The 24,863-nt window shown below is 65.4% G+C and carries 23 protein-coding genes; 14 read left to right on the top strand and 9 right to left on the bottom strand.

Annotated elements, in window-relative coordinates; all coding sequences use genetic code 11:
- Positions 1-87: 87 nt before the first annotated feature.
- The 5 genes from tsf to QF047_RS13625 all read left to right on the top strand — a co-directional run bounded on the left by tsf (position 88) and on the right by QF047_RS13625 (position 4,095).
- A complete protein-coding gene (gene tsf / locus QF047_RS13645) occupies positions 88-924 on the top strand; it encodes a translation elongation factor Ts (RefSeq protein ID WP_307277944.1) in 837 nt (278 codons plus the stop codon).
- Positions 925-1,070: 146 nt separating this feature from the next.
- Positions 1,071-1,808 (top strand): UMP kinase, encoded by a 738-nt coding sequence (gene pyrH / locus QF047_RS13640; RefSeq protein WP_306638851.1) that lies wholly within the window; start codon positions 1,071-1,073, stop codon positions 1,806-1,808.
- A 127-nt stretch (positions 1,809-1,935) separates the two neighbouring features.
- Positions 1,936-2,493, top strand: coding sequence for a ribosome recycling factor (gene frr, locus QF047_RS13635; RefSeq protein WP_306638852.1), 558 nt, complete (start codon positions 1,936-1,938; stop codon positions 2,491-2,493).
- Complete coding sequence (locus QF047_RS13630; RefSeq protein ID WP_307277936.1) at positions 2,493-3,416, top strand: phosphatidate cytidylyltransferase; 924 nt, start codon at positions 2,493-2,495, stop codon at positions 3,414-3,416. Before frr ends, QF047_RS13630 begins: the two co-directional genes overlap by 1 nt.
- A 94-nt stretch (positions 3,417-3,510) precedes the next feature.
- The gene (locus QF047_RS13625) at positions 3,511-4,095 is read left to right on the top strand and encodes a DivIVA domain-containing protein (RefSeq protein WP_307277933.1); all 585 of its coding nucleotides are present in this window, start codon (positions 3,511-3,513) and stop codon (positions 4,093-4,095) included.
- Between the two features lie 298 nt (positions 4,096-4,393).
- On the opposite strand, the gene QF047_RS13620 is transcribed toward QF047_RS13625, so the two are convergent.
- The 6 genes from QF047_RS13620 to QF047_RS13595 form a co-directional block, all read right to left on the bottom strand.
- The gene (locus QF047_RS13620) at positions 4,394-5,500 is read right to left on the bottom strand and encodes an IS110 family transposase (protein WP_307273914.1); all 1,107 of its coding nucleotides are present in this window, start codon (positions 5,498-5,500) and stop codon (positions 4,394-4,396) included.
- 291 nt (positions 5,501-5,791) lie between these two features.
- Entirely contained in the window at positions 5,792-6,481 is a 690-nt protein-coding gene (locus tag QF047_RS13615) for a hypothetical protein (protein ID WP_307277930.1), read from the bottom strand.
- Between the two features lie 92 nt (positions 6,482-6,573).
- Positions 6,574-8,040, bottom strand: coding sequence for a cation acetate symporter (locus QF047_RS13610; RefSeq protein ID WP_307277927.1), 1,467 nt, complete (start codon positions 8,038-8,040; stop codon positions 6,574-6,576).
- 66 nt (positions 8,041-8,106) lie between these two features.
- The gene (locus QF047_RS13605; protein ID WP_307277925.1) at positions 8,107-8,457 is read right to left on the bottom strand and encodes a hypothetical protein; all 351 of its coding nucleotides are present in this window, start codon (positions 8,455-8,457) and stop codon (positions 8,107-8,109) included.
- The gene (locus tag QF047_RS13600) at positions 8,454-9,170 is read right to left on the bottom strand and encodes a LytTR family DNA-binding domain-containing protein (protein WP_306638858.1); all 717 of its coding nucleotides are present in this window, start codon (positions 9,168-9,170) and stop codon (positions 8,454-8,456) included. Before QF047_RS13600 ends, QF047_RS13605 begins: the two co-directional genes overlap by 4 nt.
- Before the next feature lie 68 nt (positions 9,171-9,238).
- On the bottom strand, positions 9,239-10,447 hold the full coding sequence (locus QF047_RS13595; RefSeq protein WP_307277920.1) for a sensor histidine kinase: 1,209 nt from the start codon (positions 10,445-10,447) through the stop codon (positions 9,239-9,241).
- 182 nt (positions 10,448-10,629) lie between these two features.
- Here QF047_RS13595 and QF047_RS13590 point away from each other — a divergent pair, with 182 nt between their 5' ends.
- On the top strand, positions 10,630-11,010 hold the full coding sequence (locus QF047_RS13590) for a DUF485 domain-containing protein (protein WP_306638860.1): 381 nt from the start codon (positions 10,630-10,632) through the stop codon (positions 11,008-11,010).
- A complete protein-coding gene (locus QF047_RS13585) occupies positions 11,007-12,623 on the top strand; it encodes a cation acetate symporter (RefSeq protein ID WP_306638861.1) in 1,617 nt (538 codons plus the stop codon). The genes QF047_RS13590 and QF047_RS13585 overlap by 4 nt, the downstream gene beginning before the upstream one ends.
- A 116-nt stretch (positions 12,624-12,739) precedes the next feature.
- Here the strand turns inward: QF047_RS13585 and QF047_RS13580 are convergent, their stop codons facing one another.
- Positions 12,740-13,402 carry a hypothetical protein gene (locus tag QF047_RS13580; RefSeq protein ID WP_307277914.1) on the bottom strand — a complete coding sequence of 221 codons (663 nt, stop codon included), beginning with the start codon at positions 13,400-13,402 and terminating at the stop codon, positions 12,740-12,742.
- Positions 13,403-13,582: 180 nt separating this feature from the next.
- On the bottom strand, positions 13,583-14,062 hold the full coding sequence (locus QF047_RS13575) for an Lrp/AsnC family transcriptional regulator (protein ID WP_307277911.1): 480 nt from the start codon (positions 14,060-14,062) through the stop codon (positions 13,583-13,585).
- A 192-nt stretch (positions 14,063-14,254) separates the two neighbouring features.
- Here QF047_RS13575 and pdhA point away from each other — a divergent pair, with 192 nt between their 5' ends.
- From pdhA to QF047_RS13560, 3 genes are read left to right on the top strand one after another with little or no spacing between them, the layout of a single operon-like run.
- Positions 14,255-15,448: a pyruvate dehydrogenase (acetyl-transferring) E1 component subunit alpha gene (gene pdhA / locus QF047_RS13570; RefSeq protein ID WP_307277908.1), complete on the top strand. Its 1,194-nt coding sequence runs from the start codon at positions 14,255-14,257 to the stop codon at positions 15,446-15,448.
- A complete protein-coding gene (locus tag QF047_RS13565) occupies positions 15,448-16,458 on the top strand; it encodes an alpha-ketoacid dehydrogenase subunit beta (protein WP_307277905.1) in 1,011 nt (336 codons plus the stop codon). The genes pdhA and QF047_RS13565 overlap by 1 nt, the downstream gene beginning before the upstream one ends.
- 8 nt (positions 16,459-16,466) lie before the next feature.
- Positions 16,467-17,972, top strand: a complete 1,506-nt coding sequence (locus QF047_RS13560; RefSeq protein ID WP_307277903.1) for a dihydrolipoamide acetyltransferase family protein — start codon at positions 16,467-16,469, stop codon at positions 17,970-17,972.
- 196 nt (positions 17,973-18,168) lie between these two features.
- Here the strand turns inward: QF047_RS13560 and QF047_RS13555 are convergent, their stop codons facing one another.
- Positions 18,169-18,804 carry a TetR/AcrR family transcriptional regulator gene (locus QF047_RS13555; RefSeq protein ID WP_307277900.1) on the bottom strand — a complete coding sequence of 212 codons (636 nt, stop codon included), beginning with the start codon at positions 18,802-18,804 and terminating at the stop codon, positions 18,169-18,171.
- A gap of 145 nt (positions 18,805-18,949) precedes the next feature.
- Between QF047_RS13555 and QF047_RS13550 the strand changes: the two genes are divergently transcribed.
- From QF047_RS13550 to QF047_RS13535, 4 genes are all read left to right on the top strand, one after another.
- On the top strand, positions 18,950-20,557 hold the full coding sequence (locus QF047_RS13550) for a carboxyl transferase domain-containing protein (protein ID WP_307277897.1): 1,608 nt from the start codon (positions 18,950-18,952) through the stop codon (positions 20,555-20,557).
- 5 nt (positions 20,558-20,562) lie between these two features.
- Complete coding sequence (locus QF047_RS13545) at positions 20,563-22,782, top strand: biotin carboxylase N-terminal domain-containing protein (protein WP_307277894.1); 2,220 nt, start codon at positions 20,563-20,565, stop codon at positions 22,780-22,782.
- A gap of 2 nt (positions 22,783-22,784) precedes the next feature.
- Positions 22,785-23,948, top strand: coding sequence for an acyl-CoA dehydrogenase family protein (locus QF047_RS13540; protein ID WP_307277891.1), 1,164 nt, complete (start codon positions 22,785-22,787; stop codon positions 23,946-23,948).
- A gap of 61 nt (positions 23,949-24,009) precedes the next feature.
- On the top strand, positions 24,010-24,861 hold the full coding sequence (locus QF047_RS13535; RefSeq protein ID WP_306638876.1) for a CoA transferase subunit A: 852 nt from the start codon (positions 24,010-24,012) through the stop codon (positions 24,859-24,861).
- Positions 24,862-24,863: the final 2 nt, after the last annotated feature.

The following is a 24,863-nucleotide window of genomic DNA, read 5'->3' as shown; positions in this document are numbered from 1 at the left end:
GCTGCTGACAGGATGGCCGCCCACTTTGGTGGGCTGCCGTCCTGTCGGTCCGTACACCACATCAAATTTCTAGACAGAGGGGTTCACATGGCGAACTACACTGCCGCGGACATCAAGGCCCTGCGCGAGCGCACCGGCGCCGGCATGATGGACGTCAAGAAGGCTCTTGACGAAGCCAACGGTGACGCCGAGAAGGCCATCGAAATCATCCGCATCAAGGGCCTCAAGGGCGCTACCAAGCGTGAAGGCCGCTCCACCGCTGAAGGCCTCGTGGCCGCCAAGGTCAGCAACGGCGTCGGCGTCATGATCGAGGTCAACTGCGAAACCGACTTCGTTGCCAAGGCTGACAAGTTCATCCAGCTGGCGGACAAGGTCCTCGCCATCGCCGTTGAGTCCGGTGCCGCCGATCTTGAGACCCTGCTCGCCACCGAAGTTGACGGCAAGCCGCTCTCCGAGGTCGTCGTCGAAGAGGGCGCAATCCTGGGCGAAAAGGTTGTTGTCCGCCGGATCTCCCGCATCGAGGGTGGCACGGTTGACGCTTACCTGCACAAGACCTCCAAGGACCTGCCGGCCCAGGTTGGCGTGCTGTTCGCTGTTGAGGGTGAAGGCGAAGCCGCTGCCACCGCAGCACACGACGTCGCCGTCCACATCGCCGCCATGGCTCCGAACTACCTGACCCGCGAAGACGTTCCGTCGGACCTGGTCGAGTCCGAGCGCCGTATCGCCGAAGAGACCGCCAAGGCCGAGGGCAAGCCCGAAGCTGCACTCACCAAGATTGTGGAAGGCCGCGTGACGGGCTTCTACAAGGGTGAGGTCCTGGTTGACCAGGCATTCGCCAAGGACGCGAAGAAGTCCGTGGCACAGGTCCTCGAAGAGGCCGGTGTCAAGGGAACCGCTTTCGCGCGCTTCCGCGTCGGCTCCTAGTCGAAACTGTGAGGGGGTGGCCACTTCGGTGGCCGCCCCTTTTGCATGCACCGGCTTTGCATGCACCCGGTTGCATGCCACGGGCCGGTTCCAAGCATCGGCCCCAGCACGATAACCTTTTTTCAGACCCCCAACCGGAAGGCATCATGGAAGCCGTCAACACTGTAATGCAGCCAGAGAAAAGTCGGCGCCGCGTCCTCCTGAAGCTCTCCGGCGAGGTTTTCGGCGGCGGGAAGCTGGGCGTTGACCCGGAAACCGTCCGCGACGTCGCCAAGCAGATCGCCGCAGCAGTCCCTGAGGTGGAAGTGGCCATCGTGGTTGGCGGCGGCAACTTCTTCCGCGGCGCCGAACTGTCCCAGAGCGGCATGGACCGCTCCCGGGCCGACTACATGGGCATGCTCGGAACTGTGATGAACTGCCTGGCACTGCAGGACTTCCTGGAGCAGGCCGGCGTCGAAACCCGGGTCCAGAGCGCCATCACCATGGGACAGGTGGCCGAAGCCTACATTCCGCGCCGTGCCATCCGGCATATGGAAAAAGGCCGCGTGGTCATCTTCGGTGCAGGGGCCGGGCTGCCCTACTTCTCCACCGACACCGTAGCCGCCCAGCGTGCACTCGAAGTCCATGCCGACGTCGTCCTGATGGCCAAGAGCGGCGTGGACGCCGTGTACACGGCCGACCCCAAGAAGGACCCCACCGCCGAGCGCCTTGAGACCCTCAGCTACGACGACGCGCTCCGCCGCGACATCCGCGTGATGGACCAGACGGCCATGACCATGTGCAAGGACAACAACCTCTCCATGGTGGTCTTTGGCATGGAGGGTGAAGGAAACGTCACCCGCGCCATCCTGGGCGAAAAGCTCGGCACGCTGGTCACCGCCTAGCTGCGGCTAGGATGTTTTCAGGACAGTTCCGCCCCCTGCCTTCCGGGACCGGGGACGGAAACAGCAACCGAGAACCATGTGCACGGAGCCGGCGCCCCGGACTGCACCAGAATCGTCAGGAGAGACCGTGATAGAAGAAACCTTGCTCGAAGCCGAAGAAAAGATGGACAAGGCTGTCGAAGTAGCCAAGGAAGACTTCGCTGCCATCCGTACCGGCCGGGCAAACCCGGGCCTCTACAACAAGGTCCTGGTGGACTACTACGGTTCCCCCACGCCGCTGCAGCAGCTCGCGTCGTTCGCCATCCCGGACGCCCGTACCATCCTGATCACCCCGTTCGACAAGACCGCGCTGCGGGACATCGAGCGTGCGCTCAGCGACTCCGAGGTCGGCGCCAACCCGTCCAACGACGGCAACGTCATCCGGATCACCATCCCGGAGCTGACCAAGGAACGCCGCAAGGAATACGTCAAGATCGTCAAGACCAAGGGCGAGGACGCCAAGGTTTCCATCCGCAACATCCGCCGCAAGGCCAAGGAAACCCTGGACCGGCTGGTCAAGGACGGCGAGGCCGGCGAGGACGAGGGCACCCGGGCCGAAAAGGAACTGGATGGCCTGACCAAGGCGCACGTGGACGGCATCGACGAGCTGCTTAAGCGCAAGGAAGCAGAGCTGCTCGAAGTCTGATGGGCCAGGCAGAGCAGGCCCCCGCACAACGGGCGCGCACAAGGGGGAAGCAGCCCAGGAGCAACCCAACACCAAAGGCCGGGCGGAACCTGCCGGCCGCGGTGGGGGTGGGCCTGGCCATGCTGTTCGCCGTGCTGGGCGGACTGCTGTTCCTCCCGCTGGGGTTCGTGGCGGTCACCACTGCATTCGCCGTCTTCGGGGTGTGGGAAATCTACCGTGCCCTGGAAGCGAACGGCACCAGGATGCCCATCGTGCCGGTGATGACGGGTACGGTTGCCATGCCGTTCTGCGCCTACCTCGGCGGCATTGAAAGCCTGCTCTTTGCCATGCTGCTGAGCTCTGTGGCCGTCCTGCTGTGGCGGTCTGTTGAAAGCGCGGCCGGCTCCGCCAACAGCATCTTCGCCGGTGTGTTCACCCTGGGTTGGGTGCCGTTCTTCATCAGTTTCGCCGCGCTTCCGCTGCATGCCTCGGGAGCCGCCACCCCGCTGGGGCTCTGGCCGGGCGGGACCATTCCCGACGGCGCGTGGCAGGTGGCGGTGATGCTGCTGCTGGTGGTGTCCAACGACACCTTCGGCTACCTGGTGGGCGCGTCCCTGGGCAAGCATCCCATGGCCCCGAAGATCAGCCCGAAGAAATCCTGGGAAGGGTTCGCCGGCTCGGTGGCGGGGGCCATGCTGATCGGCGTCCTGGCCAGCCTTTTTGTGCTGGACAAGCCCTGGTGGGTGGGGATCATCCTTGCGGTAGGAACGGTAACGGCCGCCACTGCGGGGGACCTCGCCGAATCTATGGTGAAACGCGAACTCGGTGTCAAGGACATGAGCAGCATCCTGCCCGGGCACGGCGGCGTCATGGACCGACTTGATTCCATTGTGTTCGCCTCCCCGGTGGTATTCGTCCTGTACGGGCTGCTCGCCGGAGCCTGACACGGACGCGGCCTGACACAAATCCTTGCCGGATCCCGGCGCCCCTAGACTGGGGCAGAACCGATACGGCTGAAAGAGCATCGAAGGAATCAAAGTGGCATTGGACATTCATCGGCAGATCCCTGCGTCCTTTGAGCGCGTACAGCGCAGCGAATATGGCTACAACGCCAAACAGGTGGACCAGTTTCTGCAGCGTGCCCGGGTTTCCCTTGAAACCCCCGAAGCCGCGGCGCACCCCATCAACAGCTCGGATGTCCGGGCCGTCTCCTTTGATCCGGTCAAGGGCGGCTACTCCGCCGCCGTAGTGGATGCGGCACTGGACCGCCTCGAGGACGCCTTCGCCCGCCGCGAACGGGACGAGCTGATCGCTGCGCGGGGCGAGGAGGCATGGCTGCGGGAAATCGGAAACCTGTCCGGCATCCTCCGCGGCAGGCTGCACCGCCCCGACGGTGAGCGGTTCCGCCGGCCCGCGAAGAAGAGGGCCCGCAGCTACAACACCGCGGACGTGGACCGGCTGTGCCGCGAACTTGTCGCGTACCTTGAACAGGACAAGCCGCTCAGCGTGGACAATGTCCGCCGGGCCGTCTTCCGTCCCGCAGCTGGCCAGGATGGATATGAGGAAGCCCAGGTGGACGCTTTCCTGGACCGGGTGGTCGAACTGATGGCGGCCATCGACTGATATGTAGGTTCTGGTGTCAAGAGGGCATAGATGAGCGGCTCCTGGGTTTGTTCCGGGGGGCCGCTCATCGTGTGCCGGTCGGGTGTGGCGGGGGTAGTGCTGGCGAGTCGTTGTCGACGGCAGTGTCAGACTGATATGCGCGGGTTGGCTACCGCATGACGATGTTCGGCTGGAGCGTTGATCGGTGTCTAAGGTCGAGCGTCGACGGGGGTGATCCGTCTGCTCATAGTCGAGTCCCGGGTTAGCTCCGCGTGCTGCCACGTCACTTCCCACCACGTTCGAGGGGCACGTTCGGGGGTTAGGCCGCGGTCATGCTTTCTCCTCGCTGGAGCGGTGCGGCCAGTGACCAGCACCAGCCCGCGAGCTCGCGGGCGATCGCGGTGTTGGCTTTGACGGACGTTTTGTGGCGTTCATCGAAAACTTCCCATTTGTGGTGGAGGCGGTGGTTTCCTTCCAGGGCGCGGATCCGGGTTGCCGGCGCGACGAGATCGAGTTGGCGCAGCAGCCGTTCCCCGGGCCGGGAGTAGGGGCGCCGGTGTTGCCAAGCGGCCTCGATGAGGAGCTTGCGGGCGTAGGTGTTCCCGGCCTTCGTGATCGCGCCCAAGTGCCGGGACTGGCCCGAGGAGTTCTCGCTGGGCACGAGCCCGAGGTAAGAGCCGATGGACGAGCCGGTGAAGCGCGTCCAGTCCCCGATTTCCACGGCCAGCCCGAACGCGGTCGTGATCTGGATTCCGCGCATGCACATCAATGCGTCGATGACCGGGCCGTAGCGGCATGCCCTTGCGGTGGCTGCGACGTGTTTGTCGATCCGGGCAAGGTGCCCGGCGAGCAGTTCGGCCTGCTCCACATCTGCTTCGTAGGTGAACTGCAGTGCCGGTTGCTCAAAGCGTTGGCGATGCAGCCATAGGCTGTGTTCCTTCGTCCATCGGGTGTCGTTGGGGTAGCGGATGCCGTGACGCAGCAGGATGGCGTTGACGTGCTGACGGGCGTGCGCGAGGTCCTTAGCCGTGCCCGAGCGCAGCCGGGACAGATCCCGGAGCGCTTCTTCGTCCGGGTCCGGAATCCGCACCTCGGTAATGGAGCCGACCGCGAGCATCTCGGCCAACACCCTGGCGTCCCGCCGGTCGGTTTTGACCCGGTCGCCGGGAGCCCGCAACAGTTTCGAGGCCGCCGCGACTACACAGTTGATGCCTGCTGCGCGAAGGTACCGGGCAAGGACGAACCCGGTCGGGCCCGATTCGTAAACGACCTTGACGGGCGGCTCGAACCGGTGGACCCATTCCAAAACCATAGGCGGCTCAGAGGCCATGGTGTGGGTGCTGATTTCGCCGGTGGCCGGGCTCAGTGCATGGCCCACGATGTTTACCGCGTGAACATCCAGCCCGATGAAAGTATGCTCAAACATAGCCGGGACCTCCCAAGCTTCACATGTGGCACTACCATTGCACCCCCGATGAGCCGTCAGGCCCAAAGGGCGCCGTTAGTGGTAACCCACGGGACCTGTGACACAGAAGGCCCCGGCCCGTCCGGACAAAGGACATTCCGCCAGGGTTGCAGGCCCGGCAGCGCCGCCGCTCCACCAGAGGCAACTGATCCGGTCAAGCCGGCGCTGGCCGGACCGCCCCGGCGACAATGGCCGGGCCCGGACGGGCAGTCATCCAAGCAACGCGCCCCACTTCATATCGTCTAACCCCGATCAGTCTTTATCGGGCGGCGTGGGGGAGAGCGGCGTGAAATTGCGCCAGAGTTCCATGTAGGTCAGGTAGCCGTGAATCGAACAACCTGTGAGGAAGGCCGTCCCGATCACAGCTCCGACGATGACTGCTGCCACTGTCCCTGCGCCAAGGAGCGTCATCAGCAAGCCCGACAGGATGGCCAGCAGGGCCGCGTTTACGGCGATCATAAACGTCATGCTGCTGCCGGCGATGTGGAGGCGGGGATTCCGGTTTCCGAAAAAGAAATAGGTCCGGTCGGCTCCGGCGCGGTCGTCGTGGGCAGCCGCCATCAAATACGGCTCCACCCCGGGGTCCAGATCTACATAGGCGGCCCGCAGCCGGTTCATGGCGGTTACGTACATGAGGTCTTCCAGGCCAACGTTCGTGACCCGTATCTGTGTGAGCAACCCCATGGCCACGTCGATGCAGAGAACGATCACGGCAGGCATCACGAAAGCTTCCGAGAACTTGGTTGCCTGGCCTACCAGTGCCACGCTCACCACGCTGGCTGAGGTAAAGGTGAGGAACATGCTGATGCGGGTCAGCACCTCGCTCTGGGTGGTGCTGCGGGAGGCAAGCAGGCCCCAGTGCTCAGTGGCCAGCAGTTGCGCCCGCACTGACGCTGGGATTCCGGCCGCTGTGCCGGACGGGCTTTCGCCCTCGGTGGACATGGCGCAATTCTCTCCCATCGCGGGCAGCAGCGCGAGGAACGCGGGGAAAAGGGTTCACTGCAGGGAAAAGCAAAAGGCGGCCGACGGCGGGATCAGCGTTCCGTGGCCAGCGGCCGTTCCGGGGTGTGCAGCCGCGTCATGACCCGGGCCATGGTTTTGGGGAGTCTGTGCGCAGTGGCACGCGAGACGACCACCATCACGGCGAAGGCCGCCGGCACGGTCCACGCAGCCGGCTGGGCCAGCCAGGGCGCAAGGTTCGAAGCTCCCACCAGGGCACCGGCGATCATCGCGCCGCCACAGAGGATCCCGCCCGTGACCATTCCGGCGATGGCACCGGCGTCAGTAAGCCCCCGCCACCAGATGCCCAGCAGGAGTACCGGACAAACGGTGGAGGCAGTAAACGCGAAGACCAGCCCCACGCTGCCGGCCAGGGCCAGTGAGTCGGTCATAAAGGCAAACCCCAGCGGTACGACGGCGGAGATCACCGCCGCGAGCCGGAAGCCGCCCACTTCGCCGCCGAGGACGTCCTGGCTGATGACCCCGGCCAGGGACACCACCAGGCCGGAGGTGGTGGACAGGAAAGCGGCAAAAGCGCCGGCCACCACCAGGGCTGAGAGCAGGTCCCCGGCCGCACCGCCGACGAGTTCGCCCGGCAGCAGCAGCACCATGGCGTCGGCCTGGTGGGCGCGGGCCAGGCCAGGCGCAAACACCCTGGCCACCAGCCCGTACGCGGTGGGAAACAGGTAGAACACGGACAACAGTCCGAGGACGATCAGCGTGGTGCGCCGGGCCGATTGCCCGTCCGGGTTGGTGTAGAACCGGACCAGGACATGCGGCAGTCCGAGGGTGCCAAAGAGCAGGGCCACGAGCAACGAGACGTTCTGGTAGGCCCCGGCAGGGGCCAGGCTGGTGGGATTCACCGCAGGAGGGGACAGCGCGGGTGTTCCGTTTCCGGCCAACATAAAGATGATGAACAGGATGGGAACGGCCAGGGCGGTGAGCTTGAGCCAGTACTGGAAAGCCTGCACGAACGTGATGGAACGCATGCCGCCGGCCACTACCGTCAGGCACACCACGATCACCACCGCCACCGAACCCACCCAGGAAGGCAGTCCGGTGGTGATCCGGATGGTGAGGGCGGCGCCGTGAAGCTGCGGCACGATGTAAAGCCAGCCCACCAGCACCACCACCAGGCTGGTGACCTTCCGTACTACCTGAGAGTCCAGTCTGGCCTCGGTGAAGTCCGGGATGGTGTAGGCCCCGGAGCGGCGCAGCGGGGCGGCAACAAACAGCAGCAGCATCAGGTAGCCGGCGGTGTAGCCCACGGGAAACCACAGCGCGTCCGTCCCGGAGAGCAGGATGAGCCCGGCAACGCCCAGGAAGCTTGCGGCGGAGAGGTATTCCCCGCCGATTGCCGAGGCATTCCACCAGGGCCGGACGGTCCGGGAAGCAACGTAGAAATCGCCCGTGGTGCGGGAGATCCGCAGCCCGTAGAAGCCGATCACCGCCGTGGCCACGGAGACCACGGCGAGCGCAGCTATGGCCACGCCTGGATTCATGCTGCCGTCACCAGTCCCTGCCTATCGATTCCCGGCTTACTGGTTCCCTGCTTGGCTGGTGCCTGCTCACTGGTCACCGGCCAGGTCCCTGTACCGCGCCTCGTTCCGGGCAGCGGTCCGGACATACAGCCAGGCACTGAGCCCGATCAGGGGGTAGATCCCAACGCCCAGGAGGAGCCAGTCGAACGGGATCCCGCCGATCCGGGTCTCCGACAAGCCGGGCACCACGGCGAGCAGCAGCGGGAAGGCGCCCAGGATCAGCAGGAACCCGCCGGCCACCACCAGGGCGAGCCGCAACTGGGACCGGATCAGTGACCTCACAAACACCTGCCCCACCTCGGAGTCCTGCGCAGCCTCGCGGCTGTCCCGGGCGGGGAGGGCCGCGGAGCGCGGAGCAGTCACGCGCACCCGGTTCATGCTTGCGGCCTGATCCGGGTGGCCCCCAGCTTTTCCCGGACCGTTGGCAGGTGGCGTCGGCTGATGGGCAGTCCGGCGCCCGCGACAGTGACGCTGGGCCCGTCTGCTGCCAGCTTCATGGAGGTCACGTGCTTCAGGGCGACGAGGTAGGAGCGGTGGGTCCTGATGAAGCCGGCATCCGCCCACTGCTGCTCAAGATCGGCCAGCGGCACCCTGATCAGGTAACTCGCATCAGCCGTGTGCAGCCTCGCATAGTCACCCTGGGCCTGGACGTACGTCACGTCGTCCCGCCGGATCATCCTGGTGGTTCCGCCCTGGTCCACGGTGATCATCTCCGGTGCCGTCCCGCCGTCGCGCAGTTCACTGATGCGCCCCACTGACCGTGCCAGCCGTTCGGCCCGGACCGGCTTGAGCAAGTAATCCACGGCGGCGAGTTCGAACGCCTTCAGGGCGTGGTCCTCGTCGGCGGTCACAAACACCACGGCCGGCGGATTCCGGCTCCCGCTGATGGCGCGGGCAATATCCAGGCCGGACACCGCCGGCATGTGAATATCCAGGAAAACGGCGTCGACCTGGCCCGCGGCGAGTGCCCGCAGGGCCTCACTGCCGGAGGTGGCGCGCAGGACGGTGCCGATACGGTCGTCCCGGCCCAGGAGGAAAGCGAGTTCCTCAACGGCGGGCAGCTCATCATCGACGACGAGGACGTTAATCATCCTCCAAGGTTAGCGTCCGCCCGCGCGCACCGGATGACGCCCGGATGGGCACACATGGGGCACCGGGCTCAGGCGTCGTGGCCGGGCTGGGACTTCGGCACGCGCATGGTGATCATTGTTCCCTCCCCGGGCGCGGTGTCGATGACCAGCCCGTGGTCGTTGCCGTAGACCTGGCGGAGGCGTGCGTCCACGTTCCGCAGTCCCACATGGATTCCGTCGGTATGGCCGGCCAGCGTCGACTGCAGCTGCGCGGGATCCATGCCCACGCCGTCGTCCTCGATCGTCACCTCGGCGAACGCGCCGGCGTCGTTCGCGGTAATGCTGATATGCCCTGGCCCCTCCTTGGCCTCCAGCCCGTGGCGCACGGCGTTTTCCACCAGCGGCTGCAGGCTGAGGAAGGGGATGACCGTGCTCAGGACCTCAGGCGCCACCCGCAGGCTGACCTGGACGCGCTCGCCGAACCGGGCGCGTTCCAGGAGCAGATAACGGTCGATGCAGCGCAGTTCTTCGGCGAGGGTGGTGAAGTCGCCGTGCCGCCGGAAGGAGTAGCGGGTGAAATCGGCGAACTCCACCACCAGTTCGCGGGCACGGGCGGGATCGGTGTTGATGAAGGATGCGATGGCGTTCAGCGAGTTGTAGATGAAATGCGGGCTGATCTGCGCGCGGAGGGCCCGTACCTCCGCTTCCATCAGCAGGGTCCGGGATGCGTCCAGCTCCGCGAGTTCCACCTGGGCGGCCACCCAGTCGGCCACCTCACTGGTGGCCCGGACCAGCCCCGCACCCGCCGACGGCGCAAAAGCCGCCACCGCCCCCACCACACGCGTGCCCGCCCGCACCGGCGCAATTACCGCGGCGAGCGGACCGCCGGTCCCGTCCTTCGGTGCGCCGTCCGCGCCCGTAGGGCTTCCGGCCGGAAGAACCGCCGTCCGGCCGCCGGCCAGCACCCCTTCCGCCAGGCGCATCACCTGCGGTTTCAGCTCCTCGGACGCGCCGTCCCAAGCCAGTACGCCCGTGGTGTCAGTGATGGCCAGGGCCTCACAGCCCAGCAGCGTCCGCAGGTGCCGGCTGGCTTTGGCCGCCCCGGCCGGGTTCAGGCCGCGGCGCAGATGCTGCCCCGCCTGGGATGCCGCATGAAGGGTGTGGTAGGTGGCCCGCTCGGCGTCCGTGCCCAGGTCCCGGAAGGAGCGGAGCACCTTGAGACCCACGCCGACGACGACGGCGATCGCCATCGCGATGACGGCCACGGCCGCGGCTGTCAGGAGGGGGGAGTCCAACATGGTGCCCAGCGTAGCGTCGGGCGCCGTTTGTCGCAGCATCCCGACCGTTGAGCGACAGCGGCCGGGACAGGTATGGCATGTGATGCATGGCGGAACGCAAAGTGATTGCAGTCACACTTGCAGATTCCCTGTCCGGGATGTGCGGCGGGTGTGTCACAGGCAAGTCTCAATGAGGAGGAACGATGGGTAACGAGGCCCACACTCCGGACGCAGCGGCGTCCGTGGACTTTCAACAGGTCCAGTCGACCGGGCAGTTCCAGGAACTGCGCAAGCGTCACCGCAGCTTTGTCTTCCCCATGGCAGTCGCATTCCTGCTGTGGTACTTCGCGTACGTCCTCCTGGCGGACTACGCGGTGGGCTTTATGTCCACGAAGGTCTGGGGCAACATCAACATCGGCCTGATCCTTGGCCTGCTCCAGTTCGTTTCGACGTTTGCGATCACCGGCTGGTATGTCCACTACTCCAACAAGAGGCTTGACCCCATCGCCAAGGAGATCCGGGACGAGATCGAGGGGCACGAATTTGATAAGCACGGCAACCGGATGGGCGGTGTAGGAAAATGATCGGGATCGCCACAGCGGTGGATGTCACCGCTCTCAAGGACACCACCCTGCTGAACATGGGAATTTTCGGCCTCTTCGTCGCCGTCACCATGGTGATTGTTTTCCGCGCGAGCCGGAACAACAAGACCGCGGCCGACTACTACGCGGCCGGCCGCTCCTTCACCGGTTCCCAGAACGGAACCGCGATCGCCGGGGACTACCTCTCGGCAGCCTCCTTCCTGGGCATTACCGGCGCCATCGCCATCAACGGCTATGACGGATTCATGTACTCCATCGGCTTCCTGGTGGCCTGGCTCGTGGCGCTGCTGCTTGTTGCCGAGCTCCTGCGCAACACGGGCAAGTTCACCATGGCAGACGTCCTGTCCTTCCGGCTCAGGCAACGGCCGGTCCGTATCGCCGCCGCCATCTCCACCCTGGCGGTCTGCTTCTTCTACCTGCTGGCCCAGATGGCCGGCGCCGGAAGCCTGATCTCCCTCCTGCTTGGGATCAGTGACTGGGGCGGACAAGCCCTGGTGATCATCGTCGTCGGCGCCCTGATGATCATGTACGTCCTGATCGGCGGCATGAAGGGCACCACCTGGGTCCAGATCATCAAAGCCATGCTGCTGATTGCAGGCGCCGCCGTCATGACGCTGTGGGTTCTGGCCATCTACGGCTTCAACCTCTCGGCCCTGCTGGGCGGTGCGGTAGAGACGGCCAACAATCCCGCCGTCCTCAATCCGGGACTCCAGTACGGCAAGACCGAGACGTCCAAGCTGGACTTTATGTCCCTGGGCCTGGCCCTGGTCCTGGGCACTGCCGCCCTGCCGCACGTACTGATGCGCTTCTACACGGTCCCCACGGCCAAGGAAGCCCGCAAGTCCGTGGTGTGGTCCATCTGGCTGATCGGACTCTTCTACCTCTTCACTCTGGTGCTGGGTTACGGTGCGGCCGCCCTGGTGGGTGCGGAAACCATCAAGACTGCCCCGGGCGGAGTGAACTCGGCGGCACCCCTGCTGGCCTTCCACCTGGGCGGCCCGCTGCTGCTGGGCTTCATTTCGGCGGTGGCCTTCGCCACCATCCTCGCCGTGGTGGCCGGCCTGACCATCACCGCGGCAGCGTCCTTCGCCCACGACATCTACGCCAACGTCATCGCCAAGGGCAAGGCCGACGCCGACACTGAAGTTAAGGTGGCCCGGCGCACCGTAGTGGTGATCGGCATCCTCGCGATCCTGGGCGGCATCCTCGCCAACGGGCAGAACGTGGCGTTCCTTGTGGCCCTGGCGTTCGCCGTCGCGGCCTCGGCCAACCTGCCCACCATCATCTACTCCCTGTTCTGGCGGCGGTTCACCACGCAGGGCGCAGTCTGGAGCATGTACGGCGGGCTGGGAGCGGCGATTGTCCTGATCATTTTCTCGCCGGTGGTTTCCGGCGGAGCGACGTCCATGATCAAGGATGCCAACTTCGCGTTGTTCCCGCTGAGCAATCCCGGCATCGTGTCCATCCCGCTGGCGTTCCTGCTGGGTTGGCTCGGGACTGTCCTCGACAAGAAGCGCGAAGACACCTCCAAGCAGGCCGAAATGGAGGTCCGCTCGCTGACGGGGATCGGGGCGGAAAAGGCAGTCAACCACTGACCCGGGCTGGCCACTGATGCGGACTACTCCCGGGGGCCTGAACCGTTCCGGAACACGAAAAGAGCCTCTGCGCTTCGGGCGCGGAGGCTCTTTTCGTGTTCCCGGTGCTGTTGTGGCTAGGCCTTGGGCCGGAGTTTGATATTGGTCATCTTCAGCTCATCCGTACCTTCAAAACGGTAGGCGAGGTCCACTTCCTTGCCGTCGCAGGTGATGACGCCGGCCACGTCCGCAGCTTTGACTCCGTTTTCGGTGCTCACTTTGAGGTCGTTATAGGACGGCTTGCATGAGTCGTTCATTTCCAGGCTCTCCACACCGGTGATGAAGGCTTCCTTGGACAGCTGTTGGTACAGGGCCGGGTCCAGGTAGTCGTCATAGGCTTTGGCGTTTTCGCCCGCGATGACCAGTTTGGTGAAATCGTCGGCAAGGCCCCGTGCCTGGTTGGTGGCACTGCCCAGCACGTTCACCAGGATGATGACTCCCAGGATCACGAGCAGCAGGACGCCGCCGATGCTGCCGAGGATAATCCAAAGCTTCCGCCGGCCCTTGGCCGGAGGATGCTGGCCGGGCAAGCCGAACGGACCCGCTTCCTGATATCGCTTGGCGCGGCCCTGATAGGCGCCGTCCGGGGCCTGGTCTGAGGCGGCGGAATCCTGGTAGTCGCCGGCCGGAGCCTGGTCGGCCTGTCCACCTCGCAGCGTCGGCTGCTGCATGGGTACGGGCGGCTGCTGCGGCGCGTAACCGGGCTCTCGCGGCTGGTACGGTTCCTGAGGATTGCCCAAGATGGAGCCTTTCCGGCGGGGTGCATTGCACTGCGTGGTAGCGGGGACCTCTGCGGGCACCCCTGGATAACTTGCAACAGCCTATAGCGGGCATGGCCGCCGTCGTACTTTATGGCGTTGCACACCCAGGCGGGCGGTGCTCGCGGATTGGCACATGCTTTGGCAGGCACAGAGGAACTGTCAGGTGCCCTGCGAACCACGCTCAAGCAGGGGCTCGACCCGGAACGGGATGAGCTCGCCCATGGCCAGGGCCGTGTCCGTGCGGTCCACGCCGTCGCAGGCGAGGATCTTTCCGTTGATCCGGAAAAGGTCCTCCGCGTCCAGGGCCACCACGCGAAGCAGCAGGTCGGCGGAGCCGTGAGTCGTGAGTCCGTAACCTTCGAGGATTTCGGGCACGTCAGCCAGGTCCTTGGCCAACTGGGCAAGCTTTTGCTGCTGGACATGGACGGAGATAAAGGCCATCAGCGGGTACCCGAGGGACACTGGATTGATCCGGCGTTCGAAGGACAGGAAGACGTGCTTTTTCTCCAGTTGGGCCAACCGGGCCTGCACCGTGTTCCTGGACAGTCCGAGCTTTTGGGCCAGGGCCACAACCGTCCGTCGCGGATCCTGGGCCAAGGCCGAGAGCAGGCGGGTGTCAGTGCCATCCAGAGCTTGCATAATGCGCAACGTTAGCACCGTGGAAATCAGCCGGACAGAGCATTTTGCTCACTGACTGCCGCGGTGGTTGTACCCAATGAGCATTGTGAGTAGGGTCACAGTATCCGGGGCAACGGCGCCCGGGAGGCTGGCGGCAGCGGGACCACAAGTCCTCGAACCGCAGGTCAACTTTCGTGAGAGGTTGCGGCTATCGTGTCTACAGACAGAATGGGCCAGGACGGCGCAAGTGCCCCGGGTGCGGCTGGTAACACCGGCGCGGGTACCCCCGTGGAAAGTCCCGGAGCGGGCGCGGGGCTTGTCCAGCTGATCACCCCTTCGGGGGAGCGGGTCAGCCATCCGGAATTCGATCCCTGGTTGCAGGACATCGCCGACGAACAGTTGTGCGCCCTGTTCGAGGACATGACCGTCATCCGGCGCATCGACGTCGAAGCCACGGCCCTGCAGCGGCAGGGTGAGCTCGCGTTGTGGCCCCCGCTGCTCGGCCAGGAGGCCGCGCAGATCGGTTCCGGCCGGGCCCTTCGCCAGGATGATTTTGTCTTCTCCAGCTACCGCGAAAACGGGGTCGCGTACTGCCGGGGCGTGGACCTGACGGACATCGTCCGGGTTTGGCGTGGAAATGCGTCATCCGGCTGGGACCCGTACTCCATCAACATGGCCACGCCGCAAATCATCATCGGCGCCCAGACCCTGCACGCCACCGGCTATGCCATGGGCATCCAGAACGACGGCAGTGATTCTGTGGCGGTCACATATTTCGGAGACGGCGCAACCAGTGAGGGCGACGTCAACGAGGCGATGGTTTTTGCCGCAAGCTTCCAGGTGCCGGTGGTGTTCTTCTGCACGAACAATCACTGGGCCATCTCCGAACCCGTACGCCTTCAGTCGCACATCCAGCTGGCGGACCGGGCAGCCGGGTTCGGCATCCCCAGCCTGCGGGTGGACGGCAATGACGTCCTGGCCGTAATGGCGGCCACCAGGGTTGCCCTGGACCGCGCCCGGCGCGGCGGCGGTCCCACTTTCATTGAGGCGGTCAGCTACCGGATGGGTCCGCACACCACGGCCGATGACCCCACCCGCTACCGGGACGCCAATGAACTGGAGGACTGGGCTGCAAAGGACCCGATCAGCCGCATGGAGGCATTACTGGACCGCAAAGGCCTCCTGACGGCAGAACTGCAGCAGCAGGTCCGGGACAAGGCCGACGCCGTGGCACGGGAAATGCGCACAGGCTGCACCACCATGCCGGATCCGCAGCCGCTGGACGTTTTCAAGCACGTCTACAGCACGCCCAACAGCTGGCTGGACCGGCAGCAGGACCACTACGCCCGTTACCTGGCTTCTTTCGGTGATCCCACAGAAGCCGTATCAGAAGAAGGTGCACGCTGATGACCCAGATGACCTTTGCCCGAGCCATCAATACCGGCCTGCGCAGATCTTTGGAAAACGATCCCAAAGTGGTCCTCCTGGGTGAGGACATCGGCGCGCTGGGCGGTGTGTTCAGGGTGACTGACGGGCTGCAAAAGGACTTCGGAAAGCACCGTGTTGTGGACACCCCACTGGCTGAATCGGCCATTGTGGGAACAGCCGTGGGGCTGGCCTACCGCGGCTACCGGCCTGTGCTGGAGATCCAGTTCGACGGCTTCATCTACCCGGCCTTCGACCAAATCGTCAGCCAGGTGGCCAAGCTGCACTATCGCACCCGGGGAGCCGTCAAAATGCCCATCACCATCAGGGTTCCGTTCGGCGGCGGCATCGGTTCCCCTGAGCACCACTCCGAATCGCCGGAAGCGTACTTCACCCACACTTCCGGGCTGCGCGTTGTGACAGTCTCCAACCCGCAGGACGCCCATACCGTCATCCAGCAGGCCATTTCCTGCGACGACCCCGTGCTCTACTTCGAGCCCAAGCGCCGTTACCACGACAAAGGCGAGGTGGACGAGAACCTGGATCCACGGGCAGCCGTGCCCATGGACCAGGCCCGCGTGGTCAGCCAGGGCACGGACGTCACCCTGGTGGCCTACGGCCCGCTCGTCAAGACCGCCCGGGACGCCGCACTGGCTGCCGCGGATGAAGGGATTTCCATCGAGGTCATCGACCTGCGCTCGCTGGCCCCGGTGGATTACGACACCGTTGTGGCCTCGGTCCGCAAAACCGGCCGCCTGGTTGTGACGCATGAAGCCGGCCAGTCCGGCGGCCTCGGCGCTGAGGTGGCTGCCAGCATCACGGAACGGTGCTTCTACTATTTGGAGGCGGCTCCGGTCCGGGTGACCGGCTTCGACATCCCGTACCCGTATTCAAAGCTGGAAATGCACCACCTGCCGGGCTTGGACCGGATCCTTGATGGTGTGGACCGTGCCCTCGGCCGGCCGAACTCCCTCAGCGGGCTGGAAGGATGAGCGGCACCATGATCAAGGAATTCCGGCTGCCGGACCTGGGTGAAGGACTCACCGAATCGGAAATCCTCAGCTGGAAGGTGGGGGTGGGGGATACCGTCAGCCTGAACCAGGTGATTGCCGAGGTGGAAACCGCCAAAGCAGTGGTGGAACTGCCGTCCCCTTTTGCGGGGGTCATCAAGGAACTGCATGAGCAGCCCGGCACTGTTGTGGAGGTGGGCAAGCCGATCGTCTCGTTCGAAGTAGCGGACGACGTCGGGGCATCCTCTGGCGTGTCCGCCGCCCCTGCTTCGTCCCCGACTGGGCAGGAGCAGGAACCGGAGCAGGAGCAGGATGCGAAGCCGGCAGCAGCCAAAAGGGAACCGAACCTGGTGGGGTACGGCGCCGTCGTCGAAAGTACGGGCCGGCCGGTACGACGCCCGCGCAACCTACCCCCGGTGGTTGAGCATGTCGCAGCGCGGCCTGTCGAAACCAAAGCCCCGGTGGTTGAGCCTGTCGAAACCCAGCCTGTCGAATCCAAAGCCCCGGTGGTTGAGCCTGTCGAGACCAGGCCTGTCGAGACCAAAGCCCCGGTGGTTGAGCCTGTCGAGACCAGGCCCACTGATATCACGCCCGGAGTAACCCGGCCCCGGTCCACTCCGCCGGTTCGGAAGTTCGCCAGGGACCTCGGTGTCGACCTCGCCGTGGTGTCCGGGACCGGCCCGCGAGGACTGATCACGCGCGAGGACGTACAGCACTTTGTGGACGGGCAACAAACGGATGCTGGCTCTCCACAACCGGAGACAGTTGTTCCGGCAGGCGTCCAGTCCCACGGTGCCCGGGAAACCCGGACGCCTATCAAGGGAGTACGGAAGTTCACTGCAGCCGCCATGGTGGAGAGTGCCTTCACGGCCCCGCATGTCACGGAGTTCCTGACGGTGGACGTCACTCCGGCCATGGACCTGCTGGTCAAGCTCAAGGGCAGCCGCGAGTTCGCTGGCCACAAGCTGACGCCGCTCACACTCGCGGCGAAGGCAGTGCTGATCGCGCTGCGGCGCAACCCCGCCCTCAACGCCCGCTGGGATGAGGCGAACCAGGAGATCGTGACCTTCAACTATGTGAATCTGGGCATTGCGGCCGCAACGCCGCGCGGACTGACCGTTCCCAACATCAAGGATGCCGACGCGCTGTCCCTCCTTCAGCTCGCGGACGCTTTGACCGACTTGACGGAAGCCGCGCGTGCCGGCAAGACCACACCAGCCGACCTGTCCGGCGGGACCATCTCTATTACTAATATCGGCGTCTTCGGGATCGATGCGGGCACTCCCATCCTCAATCCGGGGGAGGCCGCCATCCTCGCCGTCGGGGCCGTGCGGAATACGCCATGGGAGTACCAGGGTGAAGTGGCCCTTCGCCAGGTCCTCACACTGAGCCTGTCCTTTGATCATCGCCTGGTGGACGGGGAACAAGGCTCGCGCTTCCTGGCGGATGTGGGCGCCATCCTCGCGGACCCCGGAATGGTCCTGGCCATGGTCTAGGGTCGGCTCCCGTAGTGCACCCGCGGCCCTGGGCCGCATACGCGTTGCTGCCCTGCACCGCCTGTGCGGCCCGGGGCCGTCCTGACGCCTCGCACGCCGGGAACCGGCAGGGGAGCAACAGGTGGGTTTCAAAACGCGTGGTGCCACCAACGAGTGGGTTCCGAAACGGCTTGGGCTTCCAGAACGCCGCGGTTCTTTAGTCCTGTGGGGCCTCGACCAGCAGCGCGGCCAGGGCCATGCTCTCCAGCAGCGGCCGGGCGGAGCGGGCCGCCATTTTCCGGCCGTGGCTGCGCACCGAGTGGGGCGTGGAGTTGATCAGCCCGAACGTTGCGTGCGCCCGCATCCGGAGCTCGGCGATGCCGGTGTCCGGGTGCAGCTTGGCGAGGACGCCCACCCACACCTCGACGTAATCCAGTTGGAGCGCCCTGACTGCCGACTGGTCCTGCTCCGAGAGGTTGCTGAAATCCCTGTCCTGGACGCGGATGACGTCCGGCTTGCCCAGGGCGAAGTCCACCTGGAACTCCACCAGGCGCCGCAGGGCCGAGGCAGGGTCCGGGGTGCGGGCTACAACCTCGCGGCCGCCGTCGAGCAACTCCTGGCTGACCGTGACCAGGAGGTCGGCGAGGACTGCCTGCTTGCCGGGAAAGTGGCGGTAGACCGCTGGTCCGCTGACCCCGGCAGCCGAGCCCAGGTCCTCGAGCGAAACACGGTTGAATCCATTGACTGCAAACAGCGCCGCGGCAGCCGAAAGCAATGCCTGCCTGCGGCTCTCTTTCGCTTGCCCGCGCTGGGTGGGGAAGCCGGGTTGCGTGGTGGCGTCGGTGCTGCGCACATTTCCTCCTCGGATCCCGCAGATCTTAGCAAGAGCAGCTATGTGTTGGACTTCACAGTTAATACAGACTAACCTGAATTTCAGTTATTGGGCGCTAACCGAGTTGCTGTAGAAGGGCTCGGATCGGAACAGGAACGGACCGTCAATGGAGACCCTTGCCACCGGGCTCGATGCAACTGCCGAGGCATATGCATCCAACCGTGCCGCCCAGCTGGAACTCAGCGAAGAGCTGCGGAAGAAACTGGCTGACGCAGCCCTCGGCGGACCGGAGAAATCCAGGCAGCGCCACGTGGCCAGGGGGAAGCTGTTGCCGCGGGAACGCATCGACCAGCTGCTGGATGACGGCAGCCCGTTCCTGGAAATTGGGCCGCTCGCAGCCAACGGGATGTACAACAACGAGGCCCCGGGCGCGGGAGTGATTGCCGGCATCGGACTGGTCCACGGCCGCCACGTGCTGGTGATCTCCAACGACGCCACGGTCAAAGGCGGAACCTACTATCCAATGACCGTCAAGAAGCACCTCAGGGCCCAGGAGATCGCCCTCGAAAACCGGTTGCCCTGCATTTACCTGGTGGACTCCGGCGGCGCCTTCCTGCCCAAACAGGATGAGGTCTTTCCGGACCGCGACCACTTCGGCCGGATCTTTTACAACCAGGCGCGGCTGTCCGCGGCCAAGATTCCGCAGATCGCCTCGGTGATGGGATCCTGCACCGCCGGCGGAGCCTACGTTCCCGCCATGAGCGACGAAACGGTGATCGTCCGTAACCAGGGCACCATCTTCCTGGGTGGTCCGCCGCTGGTAAAGGCTGCAATCGGGGAGATCGTCAGCCCGGAGGAGCTGGGCGGCGGGGAAGTGCACTCAAGGATTTCCGGTGTGACGGACCACCTTGCTGAAAATGACGAACATGCGCTGCAGATTATCCGGGACATCGTGGCCACGCTGCCGCCTCCCGCGGCGCCAGCCTGGGACGTAACTGCCGCCATCGAACCCGCCGCGGACCCCGACGGGCTCTATGGTGCGGTACCCACGGACGTCAACGCCCCCTACGACGTCCACGAGGTCATTGCCCGGCTGGTTGACGGCAGCCGGTTCCACGAATTCAAGAAGGAGTACGGCACCACCCTGGTGACCGGGTTCGCCCGGCTGCACGGCCACCCGGTGGGCATCGTGGCCAACAACGGCGTGCTGTTCAGTGAGTCCTCGCTCAAAGGCGCGCACTTCATCGAACTGTGCGACCAGCGTGGGATCCCGCTGGTGTTCCTGCAAAACATCTCGGGGTTCATGGTGGGCAAGGACTCGGAACAAGGCGGCATCGCCAAAAACGGTGCCAAGATGGTCACCGCCGTTGCTACCGCGCGCGTGCCCAAACTGACCGTGGTCATCGGCGGTTCCTTTGGCGCCGGCAACTACTCCATGTGCGGCCGGGCGTACTCGCCGCGGTTCCTGTGGATGTGGCCGGCGGCCCGCATCTCCGTGATGGGCGGCAACCAGGCGTCCAGCGTCCTGGCCACCGTCAAGCGTGACCAGTACGAAGCGGCCGGCCAGGAGTGGTCCGCCGAGGACGAGGAAGCCTTCAAAGCCCCCATCCGCCGGCAATACGAGGACCAGGGCAGCCCGTACTATTCCACGGCCCGGCTGTGGGATGACGGCGTGATAGATCCCGCCGCCACCCGGACCGTCCTGGGCCTGGCCCTGGACGTTGTGTCCCGCGCCCCGCTGCCGGAAACCTCCTTCGGCCTTTTCAGGATGTGAGCCGGATGACCACGCCTTCCCTCACCAGCACCCCCACGGCCCGCAAGCCGCTCTTCGGGACAGTCCTCGTGGCCAACCGTGGCGAGATCGCCTGCCGGGTGATCCGTACCCTTCGCGCCCTGGGCATCCGTTCGGTCGCCGTTTACAGCGATGCCGACGCCGGTGCCCGGCACGTGCGCGAAGCTGACACTGCCGTGCGGATCGGCCCCGCCGCGGCAGCAGAGAGCTACCTGAAGATCGAGGCCATTGTCGACGCCTGCCTCAGGACCGGAGCGGAAGCCGTGCACCCCGGCTACGGCTTCCTAAGCGAAAACGCCGAGTTCGCCCGCGCCCTGGACCAGGCCGGCATCACCTTCATCGGCCCCGGCGTGGAGGCGCTGAACATGATGGGGGATAAGATCCGCTCCAAGAACCACGTATCCGGTTACGGCGTCCCCGTGGTCCCCGGGGTGGCGCAGCCGGGTATGACGGACCAGCAGCTGGTCCAGGCCGCCGACGCTGTGGGATTTCCGCTGCTGATCAAACCGTCCGCGGGCGGCGGGGGCAAGGGCATGCACGTGGTGGAACACCCGGAGGACCTCCACGCGACGCTGGCCACTGCCCGGCGCGTTGCCGCAAGCGCGTTCGGCGATGACACGCTTTTCCTGGAACGGCTGGTGTCCACGCCACGGCACATCGAGGTGCAGGTGCTCGCCGACAACCACGGCAACGTCATCCACCTGGGCGAGCGTGAATGCTCCCTGCAGCGGCGGCACCAGAAAGTCATCGAGGAGGCGCCCTCGCCACTGCTTGAAGCGCATCCGGAGGGCGGCTCCATCCGCGCCCGCATCGGCGAAGCCGCCTGCAACGCTGCCCGCAGCGTCAATTACAGCGGCGCCGGAACGGTGGAGTTCCTCGTCTCAGACGAGGCGCCGGATGAGTTCTACTTCATGGAGATGAACACCCGGCTGCAGGTGGAGCATCCGGTCACCGAGATGGTCGCCGGGGTGGACCTGGTCGAATGGCAGGTGCGGATCGCCGCCGGCGAGGAACTCACGCTCCGGCAGGCCGACGTCGAACTTAACGGGCATGCCGTGGAGGCGCGCGTTTACGCCGAGGTCCCCGAGAAGAACTTCCTGCCGTCCACGGGGACGGTGCTCCTCCTGGATGAGCTGCCCGCGGGGACGGCAGGCACGGGGACGGCCGGTACAGGGACAGTCCGGGTGGATTCCTCCCTCGTGGAGGGGCTGCAGCTTTCCGCCAGCTACGACCCCTTGATGTCCAAGGTCATCGCCTGGGGCGGCGACCGCGCCGCCGCCCTCGACACGCTGGACACGGCGCTCGGCGGCTACACAGCCTTGGGGCTCGACACCAACGTCGAATACCTGCGGCTGCTGATCAACGATTCCGACGTCCGCGCCGGCCGCCTCGACACGGGCCTGATCGAACGAAAACTTCCGGATCTCGCCTTCCGACGCGCAGCCGACGCCGAACTGGTGGCAACCGCGCTCTTCACCCTTGCTGTGGAGGGGCAGGAGAACACGCCGCCCCCGGGCCCGTGGCACACCCGCAACGGCTGGCGGCTGGGCACCCCGGCACCCCGCCGGATCAGCCTGGGAACGCCCGACGGCGGCATCGCCACTTTGCGCATTAGCGGCAACGCTGGTGCGGGCCCGGCAGGGAACGGAGAAGTGATGGTCTCGGTAGACGACGGGCCGTCACGTCCGGCCCGGCTGGAGTTCCTCGCGCGCGGGCAGGCTGTCCTGACCCTGGACGGGCGCAGCATTACCTACTCCTTGGCACCGGTCTTCGGGGAAGCCGTAAGCCCTGCCGGTGGACCCCCCATAAACCCCGCACCCGCAGGACTGTTCCTCGGAAATGGCGGCTGGTCCTGCCGGCTCGAGGTACTGACCCGGGAGTCGCGGCTTGAGCGGGTGCTCGCAGCCATCCAGCGCGAGGAGGGCGCTGCCGACCCGGCCGTACGTTCGCCCATGCCGGGAACGGTGGTGTCCGTTCCGGTCATTGACGGGGATGCCGTCATCACGGGGCAGGTGCTCGTTTCCGTGGAGGCGATGAAGATGGAGCACCAATTGCTGGCTCCGCTGGACGGAACAGTACATCTCAGCACCCGGCCGGGTGACCTGGTCAAGGCGGACCAGGTGCTCGCCACCATTCATCCGCATCCCGCCGCTGACAGCAGCACCAACCCCGCAGACACAATCGCAACCCCAGGCAAAGGAGCCTAGCCATGGCAGGTTTTGAACTCAGCGAGGAATACCAGGACCTCAGCAACACCGTCCGCGAATTCGCCGACGAAGTGGTGGCCCCGGTATCGGCCAAGCACGACGAGGAGCACAGCTTCCCGTACGAGGTGGTCAAACAGATGGCCGAGATGGGCCTGTTCGGACTGCCCTTCCCGGAAGAGTTCGGCGGGATGGGCGGGGACTACTTCGCACTGGCCCTCGCGCTGGAGCAGCTGGGCCGCGTGGACCAGTCGGTGGCGATCACCCTCGAAGCGGGCGTGTCTTTGGGCGCCATGCCCGTCTACCGTTTCGGTACTGAGGAACAGAAGCAGGACTGGCTGCCCCTGCTCGCGTCAGGCCAGGCGCTCGCCGGCTTCGGCCTGACTGAACCGGAGGCAGGATCGGACGCCGGCGGCACCAAGACCCACGCCCGGCGGGAAGGCGGCGAGTGGGTGATTAACGGCAACAAGGAGTTCATCACCAACTCGGGCACGGATATCACCCGCCTCGTCACCGTCACCGCCGTCACGGGGCAGAAGGAACGCGGGGACGGATCGGTCCAGAAGGAGATCTCCACCATCCTGGTCCCCACCGACACGCCCGGATTCAAGGCGGAGAAGCCGTACAACAAGGTGGGCTGGAACGCCTCGGATACCCACCCGCTGACCCTGAAGGACGTCCGCGTCCCGGAAGCCAACCTCCTGGGCGTGGAAGGCCGCGGTTACGCCAACTTCCTGTCCATCCTTGACGAGGGCCGCATCGCCATCGCAGCCTTGGCCACCGGTGCCGCCCAGGGCTGTGTGGACCTGTCGGTCAAATACGCCAAGGAACGCAGTGCCTTCGGCCACCGGATCGGCAAGTACCAGGCCATCTCGTTCAAGATCGCCCGCATGGAAGCAAGGGCGCACACAGCCCGCCTTGCCTACTACGATGCGGCGTTCCGCATGCTTGCCGGAAAGCCGTTCAAGACCCAGGCGGCCATCGCTAAGATGGTCGCAGGCGAGGCGGCCATGGACAATGCGCGGGATGCCACCCAGGTGTTCGGCGGCTATGGCTTCATCAACGAGTTCACCGTGGCACGCCACTACCGCGACTCCAAAATCCTTGAAGTGGGGGAGGGCACCACGGAGGTCCAGCTGATGCTGATCGCTCGCGAACTGGGTCTGTAGTAACCGGGACTGTAGCAACCGGGTTTGGATGGAGACTGTAGCCGGCCTGAAAGGATCACCGATGATTAACAAGGTTGTTGCCACCGCCGAGGAAGCCGTGGCGGACATCCCGGACGGTGCTTCCTTGGCCGTGGGCGGTTTCGGTCTGTGCGGCATCCCGGTCACCCTCATCGACGCCCTGCACAAGGCAGGAACCTCGGAGCTGGAAACGGTGAGCAACAACTGCGGCGTGGACGACTGGGGCCTGGGCATCCTGCTGCGCGACGGCAGGATCCGCCGCACCATCAGCTCCTATGTCGGCGAGAACAAGGAGTTCGCCCGGCAGTACTTGGCGGGCGAACTTGAGGTGGTCCTCACGCCGCAGGGGACGCTGGCCGAAAAACTCCGTGCCGGCGGTGCCGGTGTTCCGGCTTTCTACACCAAGGCGGGGGTGGGCACGCAGGTGTCCGAGGGCGGCCTGCCGCAAAAGTACGACGCCGAGGGCCGGGTTGCGATCGCGTCCGCACCGAAGGAGGTGCGCTCCTTCGCCGGAGTCGACTATGTGCTGGAGGAGGCGTTGACTCCGGATTTCGGGCTGGTCCATGCATGGAAGGGCGACCGGCACGGGAACCTGGTCTTCCACGCCACGGCCATGAACTTCAACCCCCTCTGCGCCATGGCGGGCCGGATCACCATTGCCGAGGTGGAGGAACTGGTGGAGCCGGGAGAGCTGGACCCGGAACACATCCATACCCCCGGGATCTTCGTCCAGCGCGTGGTCCTGGCCGCCAATGCCGCGAAGCGCATCGAGAAGCGGACAGTCGCCCTCGCGCAGCCCGCGGGGAGCGGCACTTATCCGAAGGCTTCCAACCCAAACGTCTCCAACCCGAACGTCTCCAACCAGACCGGCAGCACCCCGCAGGCAGGAGCTTAACC

The sequence above is a fragment of the Arthrobacter sp. W4I7 genome (assembly GCF_030816215.1).
Taxonomy (GTDB): Bacteria; Actinomycetota; Actinomycetes; order Actinomycetales; family Micrococcaceae; genus Arthrobacter; species Arthrobacter siccitolerans_A.
The sequence above is the reverse complement of the archived record's forward strand: the minus strand, read 5'-3'. Positions and strand labels throughout refer to the sequence as shown.

Excerpts from the sequence above, each read along its gene's own strand:
- tsf (WP_307277944.1), top strand. The coding sequence starts at position 88 with ATGGCGAACTACACTGCCGCGGACATCAAGGCCCTGCGCGAGCGCACC.
- pyrH (WP_306638851.1), top strand. The coding sequence starts at position 1,071 with ATGGAAGCCGTCAACACTGTAATGCAGCCAGAGAAAAGTCGGCGCCGC.
- QF047_RS13630 (WP_307277936.1), top strand. The coding sequence starts at position 2,493 with ATGGGCCAGGCAGAGCAGGCCCCCGCACAACGGGCGCGCACAAGGGGG.
- QF047_RS13620 (WP_307273914.1), bottom strand. The coding sequence starts at position 5,500 with ATGTTTGAGCATACTTTCATCGGGCTGGATGTTCACGCGGTAAACATC.
- QF047_RS13615 (WP_307277930.1), bottom strand. The coding sequence starts at position 6,481 with ATGTCCACCGAGGGCGAAAGCCCGTCCGGCACAGCGGCCGGAATCCCA.
- QF047_RS13610 (WP_307277927.1), bottom strand. The coding sequence starts at position 8,040 with ATGAATCCAGGCGTGGCCATAGCTGCGCTCGCCGTGGTCTCCGTGGCC.
- QF047_RS13605 (WP_307277925.1), bottom strand. The coding sequence starts at position 8,457 with ATGAACCGGGTGCGCGTGACTGCTCCGCGCTCCGCGGCCCTCCCCGCC.
- QF047_RS13600 (WP_306638858.1), bottom strand. The coding sequence starts at position 9,170 with ATGATTAACGTCCTCGTCGTCGATGATGAGCTGCCCGCCGTTGAGGAA.
- QF047_RS13595 (WP_307277920.1), bottom strand. The coding sequence starts at position 10,447 with ATGTTGGACTCCCCCCTCCTGACAGCCGCGGCCGTGGCCGTCATCGCG.
- QF047_RS13590 (WP_306638860.1), top strand. The coding sequence starts at position 10,630 with ATGGGTAACGAGGCCCACACTCCGGACGCAGCGGCGTCCGTGGACTTT.
- QF047_RS13585 (WP_306638861.1), top strand. The coding sequence starts at position 11,007 with ATGATCGGGATCGCCACAGCGGTGGATGTCACCGCTCTCAAGGACACC.
- QF047_RS13575 (WP_307277911.1), bottom strand. The coding sequence starts at position 14,062 with ATGCAAGCTCTGGATGGCACTGACACCCGCCTGCTCTCGGCCTTGGCC.
- QF047_RS13565 (WP_307277905.1), top strand. The coding sequence starts at position 15,448 with ATGACCCAGATGACCTTTGCCCGAGCCATCAATACCGGCCTGCGCAGA.
- QF047_RS13560 (WP_307277903.1), top strand. The coding sequence starts at position 16,467 with ATGATCAAGGAATTCCGGCTGCCGGACCTGGGTGAAGGACTCACCGAA.
- QF047_RS13550 (WP_307277897.1), top strand. The coding sequence starts at position 18,950 with ATGGAGACCCTTGCCACCGGGCTCGATGCAACTGCCGAGGCATATGCA.
- QF047_RS13545 (WP_307277894.1), top strand. The coding sequence starts at position 20,563 with ATGACCACGCCTTCCCTCACCAGCACCCCCACGGCCCGCAAGCCGCTC.
- QF047_RS13540 (WP_307277891.1), top strand. The coding sequence starts at position 22,785 with ATGGCAGGTTTTGAACTCAGCGAGGAATACCAGGACCTCAGCAACACC.
- QF047_RS13535 (WP_306638876.1), top strand. The coding sequence starts at position 24,010 with ATGATTAACAAGGTTGTTGCCACCGCCGAGGAAGCCGTGGCGGACATC.